The organism is Kitasatospora sp. NPDC096077 (assembly GCF_040303245.1).
Classification (GTDB): Bacteria; Actinomycetota; Actinomycetes; order Streptomycetales; family Streptomycetaceae; genus Kitasatospora.
In genome coordinates this window covers 229633-250548 of sequence record NZ_JBEOSV010000004.1, presented here as the reverse complement: position 1 = coordinate 250548, position 20916 = coordinate 229633, and the positions used below count along the sequence as shown (strand labels likewise).

General features: G+C 72.3%; 13 protein-coding genes. 6 read left to right on the top strand and 7 right to left on the bottom strand.

The features are described 5' to 3' along the window. Positions 1–156: 156 nt before the first annotated feature. Together malQ and ABTZ03_RS06545 are read left to right on the top strand one after the other, a co-directional pair. A complete protein-coding gene (malQ, locus tag ABTZ03_RS06550; protein ID WP_502894395.1) occupies positions 157–2268 on the top strand; it encodes a 4-alpha-glucanotransferase in 2112 nt (703 codons plus the stop codon). A gap of 66 nt (positions 2269–2334) precedes the next feature. Continuing rightward, entirely contained in the window at positions 2335–2559 is a 225-nt protein-coding gene (locus ABTZ03_RS06545; protein ID WP_350511726.1) for a hypothetical protein, read from the top strand. A gap of 111 nt (positions 2560–2670) precedes the next feature. On the opposite strand, the gene pepN is transcribed toward ABTZ03_RS06545, so the two are convergent. After that, positions 2671–5250, bottom strand: a complete 2580-nt coding sequence (pepN, locus tag ABTZ03_RS06540; RefSeq protein WP_350511725.1) for an aminopeptidase N — start codon at positions 5248–5250, stop codon at positions 2671–2673. A 189-nt stretch (positions 5251–5439) separates the two neighbouring features. Then, complete coding sequence (locus tag ABTZ03_RS06535) at positions 5440–7146, bottom strand: outer membrane protein assembly factor BamB family protein (protein WP_350511724.1); 1707 nt, start codon at positions 7144–7146, stop codon at positions 5440–5442. 460 nt (positions 7147–7606) lie between these two features. On the opposite strand from ABTZ03_RS06535, the gene ABTZ03_RS06530 reads away from it, so the two are divergent. From ABTZ03_RS06530 to ABTZ03_RS06520, 3 genes are all read left to right on the top strand, one after another. Next, the gene (locus ABTZ03_RS06530) at positions 7607–8785 is read left to right on the top strand and encodes an ROK family transcriptional regulator (RefSeq protein ID WP_350511723.1); all 1179 of its coding nucleotides are present in this window, start codon (positions 7607–7609) and stop codon (positions 8783–8785) included. A gap of 281 nt (positions 8786–9066) precedes the next feature. Then, complete coding sequence (gene dxs, locus ABTZ03_RS06525; RefSeq protein ID WP_350511722.1) at positions 9067–10971, top strand: 1-deoxy-D-xylulose-5-phosphate synthase; 1905 nt, start codon at positions 9067–9069, stop codon at positions 10969–10971. A 183-nt stretch (positions 10972–11154) separates the two neighbouring features. Next, positions 11155–12681, top strand: a complete 1527-nt coding sequence (locus ABTZ03_RS06520; protein ID WP_350511721.1) for an ArnT family glycosyltransferase — start codon at positions 11155–11157, stop codon at positions 12679–12681. 90 nt (positions 12682–12771) lie between these two features. Here the strand turns inward: ABTZ03_RS06520 and ABTZ03_RS06515 are convergent, their stop codons facing one another. The 5 genes from ABTZ03_RS06515 to ABTZ03_RS06495 all read right to left on the bottom strand — a co-directional run bounded on the left by ABTZ03_RS06515 (position 12772) and on the right by ABTZ03_RS06495 (position 19660). Next, complete coding sequence (locus ABTZ03_RS06515) at positions 12772–14919, bottom strand: 3-hydroxyacyl-CoA dehydrogenase NAD-binding domain-containing protein (RefSeq protein WP_350511720.1); 2148 nt, start codon at positions 14917–14919, stop codon at positions 12772–12774. Positions 14920–14921: 2 nt separating this feature from the next. Beyond that, on the bottom strand, positions 14922–16166 hold the full coding sequence (locus tag ABTZ03_RS06510; protein ID WP_350511719.1) for a thiolase family protein: 1245 nt from the start codon (positions 16164–16166) through the stop codon (positions 14922–14924). A 249-nt stretch (positions 16167–16415) separates the two neighbouring features. Beyond that, entirely contained in the window at positions 16416–17660 is a 1245-nt protein-coding gene (locus tag ABTZ03_RS06505) for a ribonuclease D (protein ID WP_350511718.1), read from the bottom strand. A 301-nt stretch (positions 17661–17961) separates the two neighbouring features. Then, positions 17962–18678, bottom strand: coding sequence for a LuxR C-terminal-related transcriptional regulator (locus ABTZ03_RS06500; RefSeq protein ID WP_350511717.1), 717 nt, complete (start codon positions 18676–18678; stop codon positions 17962–17964). A 319-nt stretch (positions 18679–18997) separates the two neighbouring features. Then, the gene (locus ABTZ03_RS06495) at positions 18998–19660 is read right to left on the bottom strand and encodes a DUF3000 domain-containing protein (RefSeq protein WP_350511716.1); all 663 of its coding nucleotides are present in this window, start codon (positions 19658–19660) and stop codon (positions 18998–19000) included. 146 nt (positions 19661–19806) lie between these two features. Between ABTZ03_RS06495 and hemE the strand changes: the two genes are divergently transcribed. Then, positions 19807–20910 carry a uroporphyrinogen decarboxylase gene (hemE, locus tag ABTZ03_RS06490; RefSeq protein ID WP_400919988.1) on the top strand — a complete coding sequence of 368 codons (1104 nt, stop codon included), beginning with the start codon at positions 19807–19809 and terminating at the stop codon, positions 20908–20910. The last annotated feature ends 6 nt before the right edge of the window (positions 20911–20916 follow it).

Sequence of the window (20916 nt, the reverse complement as noted above, 5' to 3'; positions counted from 1 at the left end):
CGGTTCTGGGATCTGACGCGGGTTGTGGATTTCGATCAAGTGGTTGATCCTTCGGTGTCGACCACCACCCCGTGTCGCGCAGCGTGATCGAGGCGTCACCCGGGTAGGACTTGGGGGTCCTACCCGGGCGTTGCCGAGACATCGCAGGAGCCGCGAGTGGCCGCTTACCACGACAGTGACGGAGCCGACGGGCTGAAGGTCCCCGCGCAGGACGCGCCGCCGCCGCCCGCCGAACTGCTGGCGCTGGCACAGGCGTACGGGGTGGACACCCGGTATCCGGGGGCGGGTGGGCAGACGGTGGGGGCGCGGACGCTGGTGGCCGTGCTGGCGGCGCTGGGGGTGGCGGCGGGTACGCCGGAGGAGGTGCGGGAGGCGCTGGAGCGTCACCGGGTCGAGCAGCAGGCGCGGTTGCTGCCGCCCTGCATCGTGGTCCGGCAGGGCCGCCGCACCGCACTGGACGTGCCGGCCGACGCCCGGCTGCACATCGAGCTGGAGGACGGCGGCAGTTGGGAGCTGCCCCGCGGCCACTCGCACTGGCTGCCCGCCGACCTCCCGCTCGGCCGGCACACCCTCACGGCGGAGTGCGGCCCCCGCGAACAGCACGCCCCGCTCATCGTCGCCCCGGACCGGCTCCCCCAACTCCCCGGCCGCAGCTGGGGTTTCCTCGCCCAGCTGTACTCCGTCCTGTCCGCCCGCTCCTGGGGCATGGGCGACCTCGGTGACCTCGCCGACCTGGCCCAGTGGGCGGGTGCCGAACTCGGCGCCGGCTTCGTGCAGATCAACCCGCTGCACCAGGCGCTCCCCGGCACCCCCTCCGACCCGTCCCCCTACCGCCCGTCCTCCCGCCGCTTCGCCGACCCGGTGCACCTGCGGATCGAGGCGGTCCCCGAGTACGGCTACCTCACGGCCGAGCAGCGCCGGCAGACCGACGACCTCACCCACCGCGCAGCCCGCCTCCGCGAGGAGGTGCTCACCCACGACGGCCTGGTCGACCGCGACGCCGTCTGGGCCCTCAAGCGCGAGGCCCTCCACCTCCTCCACGAGGTCCCGCGCACCCCCGGCCGGCAGGCCGCGTACGAGGCGTACCAGCGCCGCGAGGGGGAGTGGCTGCGTCGGCACGCCCTCTGGAACGCGATCGCCGAAGCCCACGGCGCCGACTGGCACCACTGGCCGAAGGGCCTGCGTCACCCGAACGGCCCACACATCGACCAGGCGGAGAAAGAACTCCAGGAGGGCGTCGAGTTCCACCGCTGGCTCGCCTGGCAGGTCGACCAGCAGCTCGCCGCCGCCCAGCGCGCCGCCCGCGACTCCGGCATGCCGGTCGGCCTGATCCACGACCTGGCCGTCGGCGTCCACCCGGACGGCGCGGACGCCTGGGCGCTCCAGGACGTGCTGGCCGGCGGCATCTCGACCGGTGCCCCGCCGGACGCCTTCAACGCCCACGGCCAGGACTGGGGCCTGCCGCCCTGGCGCCCGGACGCCCTGGCGAAGGCCGGTTACGCTCCGTACGCGGAGCTCCTGCGGGCCGCCGCCCGGCACGCCGGCGCGATCCGGATCGACCATGTGATGGGCCTCTTCCGCCTCTGGTGGGTCCCGAACGGCCACCCGCCCACCGAGGGCGCGTACGTCCGCTACGACGCCGAGGCGATGCTCGGCGTCCTCGCGCTGGAGGCGCACCGGGCGGGCACCGCGGTGATCGGCGAGGACCTGGGCACGGTCGAGCCGGGGGTGCGCGAGGAGCTCGCGGCCCGCGGCATCCTCGGCACCTCCGTCCTCTGGTTCGAACGGGACTGGCAGGCGGAGGGCGGCATCCTGCCCCCCGACCGCTGGCGCCCGGGCTGCCTGGCCACCCTCACCACCCATGACCTGCCGAGCACCGCCGCCCGGCTCTCCGGCGAGCACGTCGAGCTGCGCCACCGCCTCGGCCTGCTGGCCCGCCCGCTCCCGGAGGAGCAGCAGGAGGCCGCCGCCGAGCTGGCCGCCTGGCGGGCCGAGCTGGAGACCCTCGGCCTGCTCGCCCCCGGCGAGCCCCTCTCCATGCCCGCCCTCTACCGCTTCCTCCACCGCACCCCGGCCGAGCTGGTCGGCGTCTGGCTGCCGGACCTGGTCGGCGACCCGCGCCCGCAGAACCTGCCCGGCACCTGGGACCAGTACCCGAACTGGCGCCTGCCGGTCGCCGACGGCGCGGGCACCCCGGTCACCCTGGACCGCCTCGCCGTCACCCCCGCCGCCCGCCTGCTCGCCCGGCTCCTCGACGTGGCCGACTGACCGAAGCGGAACCCGCACCCCCACCCCGACGCGCGCCGTCCCATAAGTGGCGGGTAAGTTGGAAACGTGGACAAGAGGAACGCTTTGCGAGCCGGCGCGGTCTCCGCAACGGTCACGCTGATGATGCTGCTGTCGTCGCCCGCCATGGCCCTCACCAGGGATGACGGCGACGACCCGGGTCCTGGCCTGAGCGTCGGCCAGACCATCGGCCTGTACGTGCTGATCCCGCTGGTGGCGTTCGCGATCATCGCGGCCCTCGCCGGTCTGCCGTACGGCAAGAAGAAGAAGTAACCGCGTCCACTCCAGGACACGCACAACGCCGAAGGGGCGCCGGACGATCCGTCCGGCGCCCCTTCAGGTGTCACCGCGAGGCGTAACCGCGAGGCATCACCGCAAGGCGCGTCAGCGCGCCCCGGCCGCCCGGTCGACGGCCTGCGCCTTGAGCGCCCGCTCGATGCCGGCCCGCGACTCGATCACCTGGCGCCGCAGCGACGGTGCCGGCTCGGCCGAGGCCAGCCACGCGTCGGTCGCCGTCAGCGTCGCCTCGGAGACCTGCAGCGCCGGGTACAGCCCGACGATGATCTGCTGCGCGATCTCGTGGCTGCGGTCCTCCCAGACGCTCTTGACCACGGCGAAGTACTTCTCCGCGTACGGCGCCAGCAGCTCCCGCTGGTCCGACTGCTGGAAGCCGGCGATCATGGCCTCCTGCACATAGTTGGTCAGGTTGTCCGACTCCACCACGGCGGCCCAGACCGCGGCCTTCGCCTCCGCGGTCGGCCGGGCGGCGCGGCAGGTGGCCGCGTGCTCCTGGCCGGCCGCGGTGTTGTCCCGCTCCAGCTCCGCGAGGACGGCGGCCTCGTCGGCCCGGCCGGTGGCGGACAGCCGCTGCAGCAGCGTCCAGCGCAGCTCGGTGTCCACGGCGAGGCCCTTGAGCTCCACCGAGCCGTCGAGCAGCCCGGCCAGCAGGCCCAGCTGGCCGTCCGTACGGGCGACCGAGGCGAGGGCCCGGGCCCAGGCCAGCTGGTGGTCGCTGCCGGGCTCGGCGGCGCGCAGGAACTCCTCGGCGGCGGCGGCCCAGCGGCCGAGGCCCTCCTCGCTCCAGTCCGGGTCGGCGTAGGCGTCCAGGGCCAGCTTGACCTGGCGCTGCACGGACTGCACCACGCCGATGTCGCTCTCCCGGCCGAGGCCGGACAGCGCCAGCGCCAGGTAGTCGCGGGCGGCGAGCTCGCCGTCCCGGGTCATGTCCCAGGCGGAGGCCCAGCAGAGCGCGCGCGGCAGCGAGTCGGTGAAGCCGCCGAGGTGCTCGGTGACCACGGCCATCGAGTCCTCGTCCAGGCGGATCTTGGTGTACGTCAGGTCGTCGTCGTTGAGCAGCACGACGGCCGGCCGGTGCCGTCCGACCAGCTCCGGCACCTCGGTGCGCGGGCCGTCGACGTCCAGCTCGATCCGGTCGGTCCGCACCAGCGAGCCGTCCACCAGCTCGTACAGGCCGATGGCGATCCGGTGCGGGCGCAGCACGGCCTCGCCCTTGGCGCCGGCCGGCAGTGCGGGGGCGTCCTGCAGTACGGCGAAGGACTCGATCTCACCGTCCGTGTTCAGCACGATCGACGGCCGCAGCACGTTGATGCCGGCCGTCTCCAGCCAGGACTTGGACCAGGCCTTGAGGTCGCGGCCGCTGGCCTCCTCCAGGGCGCCGAGCAGGTCGCTGAGCCGGGTGTTGCCCCAGGCGTGGCGCTTGAAGTAGGCCCGCACGCCCTCGAAGAAGGCGTCCTGGCCGACGTACGCCACCAGCTGCTTGAGCACCGAGGCGCCCTTGGCGTAGGTGATGCCGTCGAAGTTGACCTGGACGTCCTCCAGGTCGTTGATCTCCGCCATGATCGGGTGGGTGGAGGGCAGTTGGTCCTGCCGGTAGGCCCAGGTCTTCATCTGGTTGGCGAAGGTGGTCCAGGAGTGCGGCCACTTGGAGCCGGGGGCCTCGGCCTGGCAGACGGCCTCGGCGAAGGTCGCGAAGGACTCGTTCAGCCAGAGGTCGTTCCACCACTCCATGGTGACGAGGTCGCCGAACCACATGTGGGCCAGCTCGTGCAGGATGGTCGCGGCGCGCGACTCGTACGCGGCGTCGGTGACCTTGGAGCGGAACACGTACTGGTCGCGCAGGGTGACGGCGCCCGCGTTCTCCATCGCGCCGGCGTTGAACTCCGGGACGAAGAGCTGGTCGTACTTGGCGAACGGGTACGGGTAGTCGAACTTCTCCTGGAAGTAGTCGAAGCCCAGCTTGGTGACCTCGAAGATCGCCTCGGCGTCCAGGAACTCGCGCAGCGAGGGGCGGCAGTAGACGGCCAGCGGCACGCGCTGCTCGCCGTTCTCGTAGGTGTCGAAGACCCCCACGTACGGTCCGGCCACCAGTGCGGTGATGTAGCTGGAGATCCGGCCGGTGGGCTCGAACTTCCAGACCCGGGTGGCGCCTTCGCCGACCGGCTCGGGGGTGGGCGAGTTGGAGACCACGACCCAGCCGGCGGGGGCGGTCACGGTGAACGCGAACGTGGCCTTCAGGTCGGGCTGTTCGAAGTTCGCGAAGACCTGCCGGGCGTCCGGCACCTCGAACTGGGTGTACAGGTAGGTCTCGCCGTCGACCGGGTCGACGAACCGGTGCAGGCCCTCACCGGTGTTGGTGTAGGAGCACTCGGCGACCACCCGCAGCTCGTTCTCGGCCGCCAGGCCGGGGAGCGGGATGCGGCTGTCGGCGAAGCTCGCGGGGTCGAGTTCGGTGCCGTTGAGGGTGATCGACTCGACGCTCGGGGCGACGAGGTCGATGAAGCTGTCGGCGCCGGGGGTGGTGGCGGTGAACCGGACCACGGTCGTGGACCGGTAGGTGCCGCCCTCGCGGGCCGAGCCGAGGTCGAGCTCGATGTCGTACGCGTCCACCCGGATGAGTTCGGCCCGGGTGCGGGCCTCTTCGCGGGTCAGGTTGGTGCCGGGCACTCGCTGCACTCCTTCGTCAGGCTGATGAATCGAATCCTCGCATGCCCGACCGGTGCTCCGACCCGGTAATCGAAGGCGGGGCGGGCCCGGACCGATCGGTCCGTACCCGCCCCGCCCCTGTCGGCCTCCCGACCTCACGGTCGGGCCGGCACCGCGCTACCGCGTCACTTCCGGCACCGCGCTACCGCGTCACTTCCGCCACTTGGTCAGCGGACCGTCGGTGCTGGTGTAGCGGCGGAACGCGTACACCGCGTTGCCGTCGTCCGAGATGAAGTACACCGAGGTGCTGGTCTCCAGGTCGTACTTGCCGTTCGGGTTGGCCAGGGTGCCGATGTCGGTCATCGAGCCGTCGGTCGGCGAGAGCGTCACCAGCCGGGCCGGCTTGTTGTAGCCCTGGGACACCACGGCCCGGACCTTGCCGTCCTTGTCGGTGCCGGTGACGATCCGGATGTCGGAGCCGCTGTCCGTGCCCGGGCTGGCCGACCACAGGCGCTTGCCGGTGTTCAGGTCGTAGGCGTTGATGGCCGGCTTGGTCGGGTTGACCTGGACGTACAGGGTGGAGCCGCTCACCACGTTCTTGGTCTGCGCGGTGTCCTGGCCGGACAGGCGCAGGCTGTCCGAACCGGGCTCCTTGACGGACATCTGGGTGCCCGGCTTGTTGTCCTTGTCGAACGGCAGGACGTAGTCGCCGTTCGGGCCGTTGGTGATCAGCAGCACCAGCGGCTTGTCCTGGATGACCGAGTCGACCTGCTCGATGGTGCCGGTCAGGGTGATCGGCGTGCTCACCGGCTTGCCGGAGTCGGCGTTCACGATGACCAGCTGCGACTTCGGGCCGCTGGTCATGTAGCAGCGGTCGCTGATCGCGATCTGGCTGCCCGCGGCGCGGGCGCGCATCGTGCAGTCCTTGTCGCGCGGCTGGTACTGCCAGGCCGGCTGGCCGTTGGAGACGTTCAGCCCGGCCACCGCGTTGCCGCCGACCACGACGACGTTGTCGGTGACGCTCAGGGTCGGCTGGGACAGCCGGTCGGCGGTGGCCTTGACGGTCCACAGCAGCTTGCCCTGGCTGAGGTCGATCGCGCCGACGGTGGAGCAGTCGTAGTCACCGGTGTTGAAGGCGACGGCGGCGATGTTCTTGGAGTTGGAGGTGTACGAGGCGCTGCACACCTCCTTGCTGCCGGACGGCACCGGGATGTTCCAGGCCTGCTTGCCGTCGACCAGGTTGTAGGCCTTGATGCCGTCACCGTCGACGCGCACGGCGTACTTGTCGGTGCCCCAGATGCCGAGCAGCTGGTTGCCGGGGTCCGTGTTGCCCGAGGTCGCGGCGCTCCAGGCGACGTTGAAGGTGGCCTTGGAGTTGTTGCCGTCCGGGGTCGGGGCGACGTTGTTCCCGCCGGTGTCGCCGCCGACGCCGGTGGAGCCGCTGGAGTTCGCCACCGGGCCGGGGCCCGGGGTCGGGGCGGGCTTCGGGGACGGCTTGAGCAGGACGACCAGCCCGATCACGATGGCGATCGCCAGCACGCCGCCGATGATCCCGCCCCAGAGCATCACCGGGTTGCGCTGCTTGGGCGCCACCGGCACCGGCGCACCCGGGTAGTACCCGGGCTGCTGCTGGTAGTTGTACCCGCCGGTGTTGTAGCCCTGGGCGTCCGGCGCGGGGTAGCCGCCCCCGGGCACCGGGTCGTACGGGCCGACCGGCGCACCGGGCGGCGGCGGGGCCTGGCTGGGGAAGCCGGCCGCGGTCGGCGCGTACGCCGCGTAGTCGCCGCCGCCGACCGGCGGCTGGGCGGGCGGCTGGGCCGGCGGTGCCGGCGGCTGGGCGGGCGGCGGCGGGCTCATCGGCGGCGGGCCCACCGGCCCGGCCTGCCCCGGGACCGCCGAACCGTCGAGCTGTGTCATCTGGTCGGCGACGGCGGCCGGGTCCACCCCGCCCGCCGGACGTCCGAACGAGACGCCCCGCTTCTCCTGCGGGCCGCTGCCCGATGCTTCGCCTGCCCCCGGCGTAGGGTGATCCCCTGCCATCTGATTCCCCGTCATGTCTGGATCCGTCCCCCTGCCCGGTACCGTCCACGGTCCGGTGGGACGGGTGAGATTCGGCACCATGCTAGTGGCGGGTGATTTTCGGCCGTTGCCAGGACCGCCCACCCCGGCCCCCGGCACCCCCGACCACGCAACACTTTCACCGCCCCGGCACCCCACCGCCACGGTCGCCCCGGGGTCCGCCCGCCCCCGGCCGTCCCGCGCCCCCGTCCCGCACCCCGCGCACCCGCGCACCGCGGATCCCCGCCCCCGAGCCTTAGGCTTCAGGAGTTGAAGGGGAAGCCCGGCGGAGGGTTCCCCGCCCCTGGGAGGGTGGATCATGTCGACGGACACACCGGGCTCGCAGTCGTCCCTGCACCGGGCGAACCTGGAGCGCGTGCTCCGGGCCGTACGGATGGCCGGTTCGCTCACCCAGGCCGAGATCGCCCGGGGCACCGGCCTGTCCGCGGCCACCGTCTCCAACATCGTGCGGGAGTTGAAGGAGAGCGGCACCGTCGTGGTCGCCGACACCTCCTCCGGCGGCCGCCGCGCCCGCAGCGTCTCGCTCAGCGGCGACGCCGGCATCGTGGTGGGCATCGACTTCGGCCACACCCACCTCCGGGTGGCCGTCGGCAACCTCGCGCACCGGGTGCTGGCCGAGGAGAGCGCCCCGATCGACGTGGACGTCTCCGCCGCGCAGGGCTTCGACCGGGCCGAGGCGATGGTCGAGCGGCTGCTGGAGCAGGCCGGCTTCCGCCCGGAGAAGGTGATCGGGGTCGGTCTCGGCGTGCCCGGCCCGATCGACGTGGAGACCGGCGCGCTCGGCTCGACCGCGATCCTGCCCGGTTGGACGGGCATCGCCCCGGGCCGGGAGCTGGCGGAGCGGCTCGGCATGCCGGTGCACGTGGACAACGACGCCAACCTGGGCGCGCTCGGCGAGCTGGTCTGGGGCGCCGGCCGCGGGCTGAGCGACCTTGCGTACATCAAGGTCGCCAGCGGGGTCGGCGCCGGCCTGGTGGTGAACGGCCAGATCTACCGCGGCCCGGGCGGCACCGCGGGTGAGATCGGGCACATCACCCTGGACGAGGCCGGCCCGGTCTGCCGCTGCGGCAACCGCGGCTGCCTGGAGACCTTCGTCGGCTCCCGCTACCTGCTGTCGCTGCTCAGCTCCACCCTCGGCCCGGACCTCACCCTGCCCCGGGTGGTCGAGCTGGCCCACCAGGGCGACCTGGGCTGCCGCCGGGTGATCGCCGACGCCGGCCGCCAGATCGGTACGGGCGTGGCGACCCTGTGCAACCTGCTCAACCCCCGCCGGGTGATCCTCGGCGGGGACCTCGCCGAGGCCGGTGAGCTGGTGCTCTCCCCGATCCGCGACTCGGTGGCCCGCTATGCGATCCCCAGCGCCGCCCGCCAGCTCTCGGTGGTCCCCGGCACCCTGGGCGGCCGCGCCGAGGTGCTCGGCGCACTGGCCCTGGTGATGAGCGAGATGGGCGAGTCCGGGGCCCTCGGCCGGCCCTGACCGGGGCCCTGACCGGGGCCCGGTCCGAGGTGCGGTCCGCGGTGCGGCCGCGCCCGGTACCGAACGTCCGTACGTCAACGAGGATTGACCGCCATTCCCCGACCGACCTCCAGGAATGGCGGTAACCGGTCGGCGGCACCGGGCGTGCCGCTCGGTGTCCGCCAAGCGGACATTAGACTCGACCGGTCGGCACCGGCCGTGACCACCGGCCCGCCGCCGGACCGGGCAGCGACGCCGGTCGGACCGTCCGTGGTCCGCGAACACTGAACGAGGAGGAACGGGTGGCCCTGCTGACCCGCATTCGGGGACCGCGCGATCTCGACCGGCTCACGCCCGGACAGCTGGCCGCACTGGCCCAGGAGATCCGGACCTTCCTGGTGACCGAGGTCTCCAAGACGGGCGGCCACCTCGGCCCCAACCTCGGCGTCGTGGAGCTCACCATCGCGCTGCACCGGGTCTTCGACTCGCCGCGCGACCGCATCCTCTTCGACACCGGCCACCAGAGCTACGTCCACAAGCTGCTCACCGGCCGCCAGGACTTCTCCCGGCTGAAGATGAGCGGCGGCCTGTCCGGCTACCCCTCGCGCGCCGAGTCCGAGCACGACGTGATCGAGAACTCGCACGCCTCCACGGTCCTCTCGTACGCCGACGGCCTGGCCAAGGCGAACAAGATCCAGGGCAAGTCGGACCCGGTCGTCGCCGTCATCGGCGACGGCGCGCTCACCGGCGGCATGGCCTGGGAGGCGCTCAACAACATCGCGGACGCCAAGGACCTGCCGGTCGTCATCGTCGTCAACGACAACGAGCGCTCCTACTCGCCGACCATCGGCGGCCTGGCCAACCACCTCGCCACCCTGCGCACCACCCAGGGCTACGAGCGCTTCCTGTCCTGGGGCAAGGACGCCCTCCAGCGCACCCCGGTGGTCGGCCAGCAGCTGTTCGAGACGCTGCACGGCGCCAAGAAGGGCCTCAAGGACTTCATCGCCCCGCAGGGCATGTTCGAGGACCTCGGCCTCAAGTACATCGGCCCGATCGACGGCCACGACCAGGCCGCCCTGGAGTCCGCGCTGACCAAGGCGCGCGGCTTCGGCGGCCCGGTGATCGTGCACTGCCTCACCGAGAAGGGCCGCGGCTACCACGCCGCCGAGAACAACGACGAGGACCGCTTCCACGCCGTCGGCGTGATCCACCCGGACACCGGCCTGCCGGTCAAGAACTCGGGCAAGGACTGGACCTCGGTCTTCGGCGAGGAGATGGTGGCGCTCGGCCACGAGCGCGAGGACATCGTCGCGATCACCGCCGCGATGCTCCACCCGGTCGGCCTGGCCCCGTTCGCCAAGGAGTTCCCGGACCGCATCTTCGACGTCGGCATCGCCGAGCAGCACGCCGTCACCAGCGCCGCCGGCCTGGCCACCAACGGCCTGCACCCGGTGTTCGCGGTCTACGCGACCTTCCTCAACCGGGCCTTCGACCAGGTCCTGATGGACGTCGCCCTGCACAAGCTGGGCGTCACCTTCGTGCTCGACCGGGCCGGGGTCACCGGGACGGACGGCGCCTCGCACAACGGCATGTGGGACATGTCGATCCTCCAGGTCGTCCCCGGCCTGCGGCTGGCCGCCCCGCGCGACGCCGACCAGGTCCGCGCCCAGCTGCGCGAGGCCGTCCTGGTGAAGGACGCCCCGACGGTGGTCCGCTACTCCAAGGGCTCGGTCGGTCCGGCCGTCCCGGCGGTCGGCCGGGTCGGCGGCATGGACGTGCTGCGCGCCGCCGGGGAGCCCTCCGGCGCCCACCGCGCCGACGTGCTGATCGTCTCGGTCGGTGCGATGGCCCCCACCAGCCTGGAGGTCGCCGACCTGCTGGCCGCCGAGGGCGTCACCGCCACCGTGGTGGACCCGCGCTGGGTCAAGCCGGTCGACGAGGCCCTGCCGGGCCTGGCGGCCGAGCACCGGGTGGTCGTCACGATCGAGGACAACGGCCGGGTGGGCGGCGTCGGCGCGGCCGTGGCGCAGGCGCTGCGGGACGCCGAGGTGGACCTGCCGGTGCGTGACTTCGGCATCCCGCAGGAGTTCCTGGACCACGCCAGCCGGAACGAGATCCTGGCCGAGATCGGTCTGAACGCCCCCGACATCGCCCGGAAGGTGACCGCCCTGGTCGCCAAGCTGGACGCGACGCCGGTCGAGGCCTGAGCCGACGGTCGGCGGAACGGGGACGGCGGCCAGCCCCCCGTTCCGCCGCCGCCGGTGGCACCACCGGCACCGACGACCGATTGTCGTGAGTCCGTAACAGTTGGCCAGGGGACAAGCCGACAATCGCACTGAATGGCGGGACCGGCGCCGTCCGCGCCGATTCCGCCCGGTAGGTTGTCAACCGTGCCCACCCCCACCCGCCTCCGCCTCGCCGGACTGGCCGACCGCCTGCCCGCGCGTGCCCGTACCCACATCCGCCAGGGGTACTGGACGAGGCTGGTGCCGCTGCTGACGCTGGTCGCGGTGGTCACCCACATCCCGTCCTTCGCCCGGCCCGTCTGGAGCCCGGACGAGGGCTTCCTGGCCACCCAGGCCCGGATGCTCGCGGACGGCGGAGTCCTCTACGACACCGTGGTGGACCGCAAGCCGCCGTTGCTCCCCTGGCTCTACCAGGCCTGCTTCGCCGTCTTCGGCTCCGCCTCGCTGTGGCCGCTGCGCACCCTCGCCGTGGTCGCCCACCTGGTCACCGCGATCCTGCTGGCCTCGATCGCCCGCGGCCGCTGGGGCAACCGGGCCGGGGCCGGCGCCGGACTGCTCTACCTGCTGGTCTCCATCGGGCTGTCCCCGGAGGACACCCAGGCGGCGACCTTCGAGGTCTTCATGCTGCCCGCGATGGTGGCCGCCTTCCGGTACGCCGAACGCCGCCGCTGGCTGGCCGCGGGCATCGCGGTCGCGCTCTGCTCGCTGACCAAGCAGACCGGCGGGGCGGTGCTGCTGCCGGTGCTCTGGATGCTGCTGCAGGACGCCCGCCGTCGTGGGGTGCGCTGGCCGCCCGCGCTGTTCAAGATCGGCTTCGGCTTCGCCGTCCCGATAGCGCTGGTCGCGGTCATCCTGACCAAGCCCAAGGGCTTCCTCTTCTGGGTGGTCACCGGCAGCGGCGACTACGCCTCGTTCGGCGGCGCCTGGCTGCAGATGCTCGGCCGGGCCTTCGGCAACCTCGGCATCCTGGCCGCGGCGGGTCTCGGCTTCCTGTACCCGGTCGGCCGCCGGATCTGGTTCAAGTACCGCCACCGCCCGCTGCCGGTGGCCGGCGAGGAGCACGGCTCGACCACCGACCTGTGGGTGTGGCTGCTCTCCTCGGTCGTCGCGGTCAGCGTGGGCTTCCACTTCTTCGGCCACTACTACCTGCAGCTGATCCCCCCGCTGGTGCTGCTGGGCACCGGCGCGGTCGCCACCTCGGCGGTCCGCTGGAAGCCCGTCCTGGTGTACACCACGGTCGCCGCCACGGTGTTCTGGGGCCTGGCGCTGGCCTGGCCGGGGGAGCAGATGAGCCGCAACACCGAGGTCGCCACCGCGGTCGCCGCCCAGACCACTCCCAAGGACACCATGCTGGTCTGGGGCATGCACCCCGAGCTGTACTGGCTGGCCGACCGCAAGCCGGCCAGCCGCTACCTGACCGCCGGCTTCCTCACCAACTACAGCGGCGGCAAGGACGGCAGCGCCAACGTCGGCGAGCAGTTCAGCGTCAACAACGCCTGGCAGACCTTCGACAAGGAGCTCGCCAACGGCCTGCCCGAGATCTTCGTGGACGACTCCGGCGTCGCCCCGTACCAGCCGCTGCTGGTGCCCCGGATCGAGAACCTGCTGGACACCCACTACGAGATGATCGGCGTCATCGGCGACACCGTGGTGTACCGCCTCAAGCACTGACGGCGGCGACGGCCGGGTCCACCCCGCCCGCCCGTACGAAGGAGCCCCGGTGACCGAGTGGTCACCGGGGCTCCTTCGTGCTGCTACGCCTTACGCGGGCACCGAGGCCACACCGGGGGCGAGGAACTTCTTGCCGTTCACCCGCTCCGAGACGCCCTCACGGTCCAGGTACGGGGTGATCCCGCCCAGGTGGAAGGGCCAGCCGGCACCGGTGATCATGCAGAGGTCGATGTCCTGGGCCTCGCCGACGACACCCTCCTCCAGCATCAGGCCGATCTCCTGCGCCACGGCGTCCAGGGCGCGGTCGCGGACCTGCTCCTGGGTGAGCACCGAGTCGCCGAAGGACAGCAGCTCCAGCACCTCGGGGTCGAGGACCTGCTGGCCGTCCACCCAGGTGTAGAAGCCGCGCTTGCCGGCCTTGACCACCTTGCCGAGGTTCTCGGAGACGGTGAACCGCTCCGGGAAGGCGCCGGCCAGGGTCTCCGAGACGTGCAGGGCGATGGCCGGACCGACCAGCTCCAGCAGCACGATCGGGGACATCGGCAGGCCGAGCGGCTCGACGGCCTTCTCGACCTCGGCGATCGGGGTGCCCTCGTCGATGATGCTCTGGATCTCGCCCATGAAGCGGGTCAGGATCCGGTTCACCACGAACGCCGGGCGGTCCTTGCACAGGACCGAGGTCTTCTTCAGCTTCTTCGACACCGCGAAGGCGGTGGCCAGCGAGGCGTCGTCGGTCTGCTCGCCGCGGACGATCTCCAGCAGCGGCAGGATCGCGACCGGGTTGAAGAAGTGGAAGCCGACGACCCGCTCGGGGTGCTGCAGCTTCGAGGCCATCTCGGTGACCGACAGCGAGGAGGTGTTGGTCGCCAGCACGCAGGTCGGCGAGACCACCTTCTCCAGGTCCGCGAAGACGGTCTGCTTGACGCCCATCTCCTCGAACACGGCCTCGATGACGAAGTCCGCGTCGCCGAAGGCGGCGGCCTTGTCCAGCGAGCCGCTGACCAGGCCCTTGAGACGGTTGGCCTTGTCCTGGCCGATCCGGCCCTTGCCGAGCAGCTTGTCGATCTCGGCGTGGACATAGCCGACGCCCTTGTCGACGCGCTCCTGGTCGATGTCGGTGAGGACCACCGGCACCTCCAGTCGGCGGGCGAACAGCAGCGCCAGCTGCGAGGCCATCAGACCGGCACCGACGACGCCGACCTTGGAGACCGGGCGGGCCAGCGACTTGTCCGGGGCACCGAACGGACGCTTGGCCCGGCGCTGCACCAGGTTGAAGGCGTAGATGCCGCTGCGCAGCTCGCCGCCCATGATGAGGTCGGCCAGGGCCGCGTCCTCGGCGTCGAAGCCGGCCTGCAGGCTGGCCTTGTCGGCGAGGTCGGCGTCCTTGACGGCGGCGATGATGTCCAGCGCCCGGTAGGCGGCCGGAGCGGCGCCGTGCACCTTGGCGTCGGCGACCATGCGGCCCCAGAGGACGGCGTCGTCCCAGGCCTTGCCGCGGTCGATCGCCTCGCGCTCGACGGCGACGTCACCCTTGAGGACCTTGGCGGCCCACAGCAGCGACTGCTCCAGGAAGTCGGCCGGCTCGAAGATCGCGTCGGCGATCCCCAGCTCGAACACGTCCTTGCCCTTGAGCTGCTTGTTCTGGTTCATCGAGTTCTCGACGATGACCTTGACGGCCTTACCGGCACCGATCAGGTTCGGCAGGATGGTGCAGCCGCCCCAGCCGGGGACCAGACCGAGGAAGACCTCGGGCAGCGAGAAGGCCGGGACGCCCGCGGACACCGTGCGGTAGTCGCAGTGCAGGCCGACCTCGACGCCGCCGCCCATGGCCGCGCCGTTGTAGAAGGCGAAGGTCGGGACGGGCAGCGCGGCGATCCGCTTGAAGACCTCGTGGCCGCCCTTGCCGATGGCCAGCGCGTCCGCGTGCCGGCCGAGCAGCTCGACGCCCTTGAGGTCGGCGCCGACCGCGAAGATGAACGGCTTGCCGGTGATCGCGGCGCCGACGATCGTGCCCTCGGCGGCCTCGGCCTCGACCTGGTCCAGTGCCTCGGACAGCTTGAGCAGCGAGCCCGGGCCGAAGGTGGTCGGCTTGGTGTGGTCGAAGCCGTTGTCCAGGGTGATCAGGGCCAGCTTGCCGGCCTGCAGCGGCAGGTCCAGGTGGCGCACGTGCGCGGTCGTGACGACCTCGCCCGGGAACAGCTCGGCGCCGTGCTGGAGCAGCTCAGTGGTGCTCGTCATGATCACTTACCACCCTCGAACTCGGCAGACTCTTCCGCTCCGCTCCAGTGCGGGTTCTCCCAGATGATGGTGCCGCCCATGCCGAAGCCGATGCACATCGTGGTGAGGCCGTAGCGGACGTCCGGGCGCTGCTCGAAGCGGCGGGCCAGCTGGTTCATCAGGCGCACGCCCGAGGAGGCCAGCGGGTGACCGAAGGCGATCGCGCCGCCGAACGGGTTGACCCGCTCGTCGTCGTCCGCGATGCCGTAGTGGTCCAGGAAGGACAGCACCTGGACGGCGAAGGCCTCGTTGACCTCGAAGGCCTGGATGTCGTCGATGGTCAGACCGGCCTTGGCCAGCGCCTTCTCGGTGGCCGGCACCGGGCCGATGCCCATGACCTCGGGCTCGACGCCCGCGAAGGCGAAGGAGACCAGGCGCATCTTGACCGGGAGGCCGAGCTCCTCGGCGACGTCCTCGGCGGCCAGCAGCGAGGCGGTGGCACCGTCGTTCAGACCGGCCGAGTTGCCCGCGGTGATGTTGCCGTGCGGACGGAACGGGGTCTTCAGACCGGCCAGCGACTCCATCGTGGTGCCCGGGCGCATCGGCTCGTCCACGGTGGCCAGGCCCCAGCCGGTCTCGCCGACCTCGGGGTTGGTGTTGCGGATCGTGATCGGCACCAGGTCGGGCTGGATGTCGCCGTTGGCGTACGCCTTGGCGGCCTTCTCCTGGGAGCGCACGGCGAAGGCGTCGCAGCGCTCCTTGGTGATGTGCGGGAAGCGGTCGTGCAGGTTCTCCGCGGTCATGCCCATGAACAGGGCGGACTCGTCGACCAGCTTCTCGGAGACGAAGCGCGGGTTCGGGTCCACGCCCTCGCCCATCGGGTGGCGGCCCATGTGCTCGACACCGCCGGCCACGACCACGTCGTACGCGCCGAAGGCGATGCCGCCGGCGGTGGTGGTCACGGCGGTCAGGGCGCCGGCGCACATGCGGTCGATCGCGTAACCGGGGACGGACTTCGGCAGGCCGGACAGCAGGGCGGCGGTGCGCCCGATGGTCAGACCCTGGTCGCCGATCTGCGTGGTGGCCGCGATGGCGACCTCGTCGATGCGCTCGACGGGCAGGTTCGGGTTACGGCGCACGAGCTCCCGGATGCACTTGACGACGAGGTCGTCGGCGCGCGTCTCGTGGTAGATGCCCTTCGGGCCGGCCTTGCCGAACGGGGTGCGGACGCCATCGACGAAGACGACGTCCCTCGCGGTACGAGGCACGGGGGCTCTCCTCCCAGGGACCAACATTTGAAGTGGGCAGGCTGCCGCCGGAAGAACCCGAGCGGCGCCGCGTCACCGCCATGCTACCGGTCGGTAACCAACCTGCCCAGGCCCCTCGGCGGGTTCTGACCATGTGTCCCGCGACACGTCCGGTGGCGCCTTCGACCAGCACGGCTTCCCGGGGACGCCGAAGGGGATGCCGTCCGGGCGGACGACATCCCCTTGTCGGAGCCGTGGGTGGGGACCTGCTCAGTCCTGGGCGGTCGCGGCGGTGACGAAGGCGGCGGCCACCGCGGGCGCCACCAGGTCGACCTGCCACTGCCGGGCGCCGAGCCGGCGCAGCGCGGCGGCCACGCCGTCGGTGCCCGGCTCGGCCGGCGGCTCCCAGGAGACCCGGCGCACCAGGTCCGGGGTGATCAGGTTCTCGGCCGGGAGGTGGTGGCGCTCGGCCAGCTCGCTGACCGCGGCCCGGGCGCCGGAGAGCCGGGCGGCCGCGACCGGGTCCTTCTCGGCCCAGGCCCGCGGCGGCGGCGGTCCGTCGTGCGGCGCGGCGGCCGGCGGCAACTGGTTCTCCGGGACCTCCCGGCCGCGCTGCACGGCCGCCAGCCACTGGTCCAGCTGACGCCGGTGCAGTCGCGGGCCGAAGCCCTGCACGGCCTGCAGGGCGGCGATGTTCAGCGGCATGGCCAGCGCGGCGTTGACGATCGCGGCGTCCGAGAGCACCCGGCCGGGGGAGACGTCGCGCTCCTGCGCCATCCGGTCGCGGGCCAGCCACAGTTCGCGCACCACGGCCAGCTGGCGGCGCCGGCGGACCTTGTGCAGCTGCGAGGTGCGCCGCCACGGGTCGGTGCGCGGGGCCGGGCGGGGCGCGGCCGCGATCGAGGCGAACTCCTCCAGGGCCCAGTCGAGCTTGCCCTGGGCGTCCAGCTCCTGTTCGAGTGCGTCACGCAGCTCGACCAGCACCTCGACGTCCAGAGCCGCGTAGCGCAGCCAGGGCTCGGGCAACGGACGGGTGGACCAGTCGACCGCCGAGTGCTCCTTGGCCAGGCTCAGCCCGAGCACGTTCTCGGTCATCGGTCCGAGGCCGACCCGGGCGAAGCCGGCGATCCGCCCCGCCAGCTCGGTGTCGAACAGGCGAGCCGGTCTCATGCCGACCTCGGCCAGGCAGGGCAGGTCCTGGGTGGCGGCGTGCACCACCCACTCGGCGTCCGCGATGGCGGCGCCCAGCCCGCTCAGGTCGGGGCAGGCGATCGGGTCGATCAGGGCGGAGCCCGCGCCCGAACGGCGCAGCTGGATGAGGTACGCCCGTTGTCCGTAGCGGTAGCCGGAGGCCCGCTCGGCGTCGACGGCGACCGGTCCGGTGCCCGCGGCGAAGGCGGCGACCGTAGCGGCCAGCGCCTGCTCGTCCGCCACGACGGGTGGGATCCCCTCCTTCGGTTCGAGGAGCGGGACCGGGGCTGCTTCTTCTGGGATGGCTGCTACGGCGTCGGTCACTCACCAAGGGTACGACGGTCACCGGAACTGGGAGTGTTGTCCGACTGGTCAGACTGCCATTCGCCCGCTCGCCTCCGGGCCGCTGTGACCCGGTGCCGACGGTCGGCGCTCCCTCGCTCCTTCGTCGCTCCCTCGCTTCTCCCTTTCGGCACCGGCGCGGCCCTTCGGCTCGGGGCGGGATCGCCCGCTCGCAGGAGGAACGCTCGGGGCGGGGGATTCGCCCGCTCGCCGCAGCACGTCGCTGCGGCGGCTCAGAAGGAACGTTCCTCCTGTGCCGCCGCAGCGGCCCGGGCCGACCGGCTCAGTGGATGATGCCGGTGCGCAGCGCGACCGCGACCATCCCGGCGCGGTCGCCGGTGCCGAGCTTGCGGGCGATCCGGGCCAGGTGGCTCTTCACGGTCAGTGCCGACAGGCCCATCGCCACGCCGATCGCCTTGTTCGACTGGCCCTCGGCGACCAGCCGCAGCACCTCGACCTCACGGCCGGACAGCTCGCGGTAGGCGGTCTGCTGCGGGCCCGGCGCACCGGGGGCCCCGGGAGCGCCCGGCGCACCGGCGGCGCCCGGCATGCCCGGCATCCCGGGGCGGCGCATCCGGCCGGCCAGTCCGGCGGCACCGAGCGGCAGGCCCGGGCGGCCGGGCATCGCGACGTTGGTGCGGGTGCCGGTGACCACGTAACCCTTGACGCCGCCGGCCAGCGCGCTGCGGACGGCGCCGATGTCGTCGGCGGCCGACAGGGCCAGGCCGTTGGGCCAGCCCGCGGCGCGGGTCTCGGCGAGGATGGTCAGCCCGGAGCCGTCCGGCAGGTGGACGTCGGCGACGCAGATGTCACGCGGGGTGGAGACCCGGGGGCGGGCCTCGGCGATCGAGGACACCTCGATCACGTCGCGGACGCCGAGCGCCCACAGGTGGCGGGTGACGGTGTTTCGGACGCGGGGATCGGCGATGACCACCATGGCGGTGGGCTTGGTCGGGCGGTAGGCGACCACGTTTGCGGGGTGCTCAAGAAGGACCGACACCAGGCCTCCTGCGGGGAGTGGCGGACGGAACCCCGAGGGGGCGGTCGGAGTGTTCCGCGTTCGGAAAGGGTCACAGTCTGCTTCGGCAGCTACCGTGCCCGGCTTTAGCGAAAGATCACGATCTAGTGAGTAACAATACGGACAAATCGCGCATATGACTGATGGGACATGCCCGGAATTCGTACAAAATCGATCAGATTCGTCGCAGATCGGTCGGATCTGACCGGTTAATTGACGCAGAGCAGGACCGAAGTCACACTCCGTCAGCCCTGGGGGTGGCATCGGGGCGGGAGGTGTCGTCCGGCCCGGACGCCACCCGTCAGTGCGACCGGGGGCGTCGCCGGGCGGGCATCGGGACCACCCCACCGAGTGACGTGACCTCGGCCGGGGTCGGCAGGGCCGGGGTGGCCGGCGGCAGCCCGGCGCTGATGCAGAGCAGGTCCCCCCAGGCCGCCAGGTGCCGCTCGAACCGGCCGTCGGCCGGCGTCCAGGAGGCCCGGATCTCGATCTCGGTCGAGGACGGGCGGTCCGCCAGACCGCCGAAGTACTGCGACATGCAGCGGGTCACCGTGCCGGAGGGCTCCGCGTACCCGGCGCCGTGCGCCTGCAGCGCGTCCAGCAGCCAGGCCCAGCCGACCTCGGAGAGCAGCGGGTCGCCGGCCATCTCCGGCTCCAGCTCGGCCCGGGTCATGGTGACCACCCGGAACTCCCCGTTCCAGGCCTCCTGCCCGGCCGGGTCGTGCAGCAGCACCAGCCGGCCGTCGGCCAGCTCGTCGCCGTCCACCTCCACGGTGGCGGTCAGCGCGAACGCGTACGGGGCGAGCCGGCGCGGGGCCGGCGCGGGGGAGAGCTGGACCTCGGGCCGCAGCCGCGCCCCGTCGAGGGCCTCCACGGCGGCCCGGAACTCGCTCGGCGCCCCCTCCCGACCCGTTCCGCCACCTGTTCCGCCACCCTGCGCGGGGTGCCCGCCGACCGCTGCCATGACCCGAAGACTAGGTCGAAAACCCGGGTTATCGCCGCAACTTCCGTCCGAGCGGCGTGCCGGAACGGCAAACCCGGCCAGATCTTGGAGGAACCGACGAGACCGCCCGGGAAGGGCGCCCCCGGGCGCGTGCGAAGATTTGACCCGTGAGCGAGACTACGGCAGACCAGACGGCGGCCACCCTCGACGGCCGGACCACCCCCGCGCGCCGCGGCGCCGCGTACGACTCCGCGTTCCTGCGCGCCTGTCGGCACGAGCCGGTGCCGCACACCCCGGTCTGGTTCATGCGCCAGGCCGGTCGCTCGCTGCCCGAGTACCTGAAGGTCCGCGAGGGCGTCCCCATGCTGGACTCCTGCATGCGGCCCGAACTGGTCAAGGAGATCACCCTGCAGCCGGTGCGCCGGCACAAGGTGGACGCGGCGATCTTCTTCAGCGACATCGTGGTCCCGCTCAAGGCCGTCGGCATCGACGTGGACATCAAGCCCGGCATCGGCCCGGTCATCGCCGACCCGATCCGCACCTTCGAGGACCTCAAGCGGCTGCGCCCGCTGGAGCCCGACGACGTCCCCTACGTCACCGAGGCCGTCGGCCTGCTGGTCGACGAGCTCGGCGGCACCCCGCTGATCGGCTTCGCGGGCGCGCCGTACACGCTCGCCAGCTACCTGATCGAGGGCGGGCCGTCCAAGAACCACGAGAACACCAAGGCCATGATGTACGGGCAGCCCGAGCTGTGGGCCGCCCTGCTGGACCGGCTCGCCGACATCACCTCCGCCTTCCTGAAGGTGCAGATCGAGGCCGGCGCCTCCGCGATCCAGCTGTTCGACTCCTGGGTCGGCGCGCTCGCGCCGGACGACTACCGCCGCTCGGTCATGCCGTCCAGCGCCAAGGTCTTCGACGCCGTCGCCTCCTACGGGGTGCCGCGGATCCACTTCGGTGTCGGCACCGGTGAGCTGCTCGGCCTGATGGGCCAGGCCGGCGCGGACATCGTCGGCGTCGACTGGCGGGTGCCGCTGAACGTCGCCGCCGAGCGGGTCGGCCCCGGCAAGGGCCTTCAGGGCAACCTCGACCCGGCGGTGCTGTTCGCGCCCACCAAGGTCGTCGAGACCAAGGCCCGCGAGGTGCTGCACGCCGCCCAGGCGCTCGGCAGCAGCGGCCACATCTTCAACCTCGGCCACGGCGTGATGCCGTCGATGGACCCGGACGCGCTCAGCCGCCTGGTCGCCTTCGTGCACGAGGCCAGCGCGCGCTGACGCCGC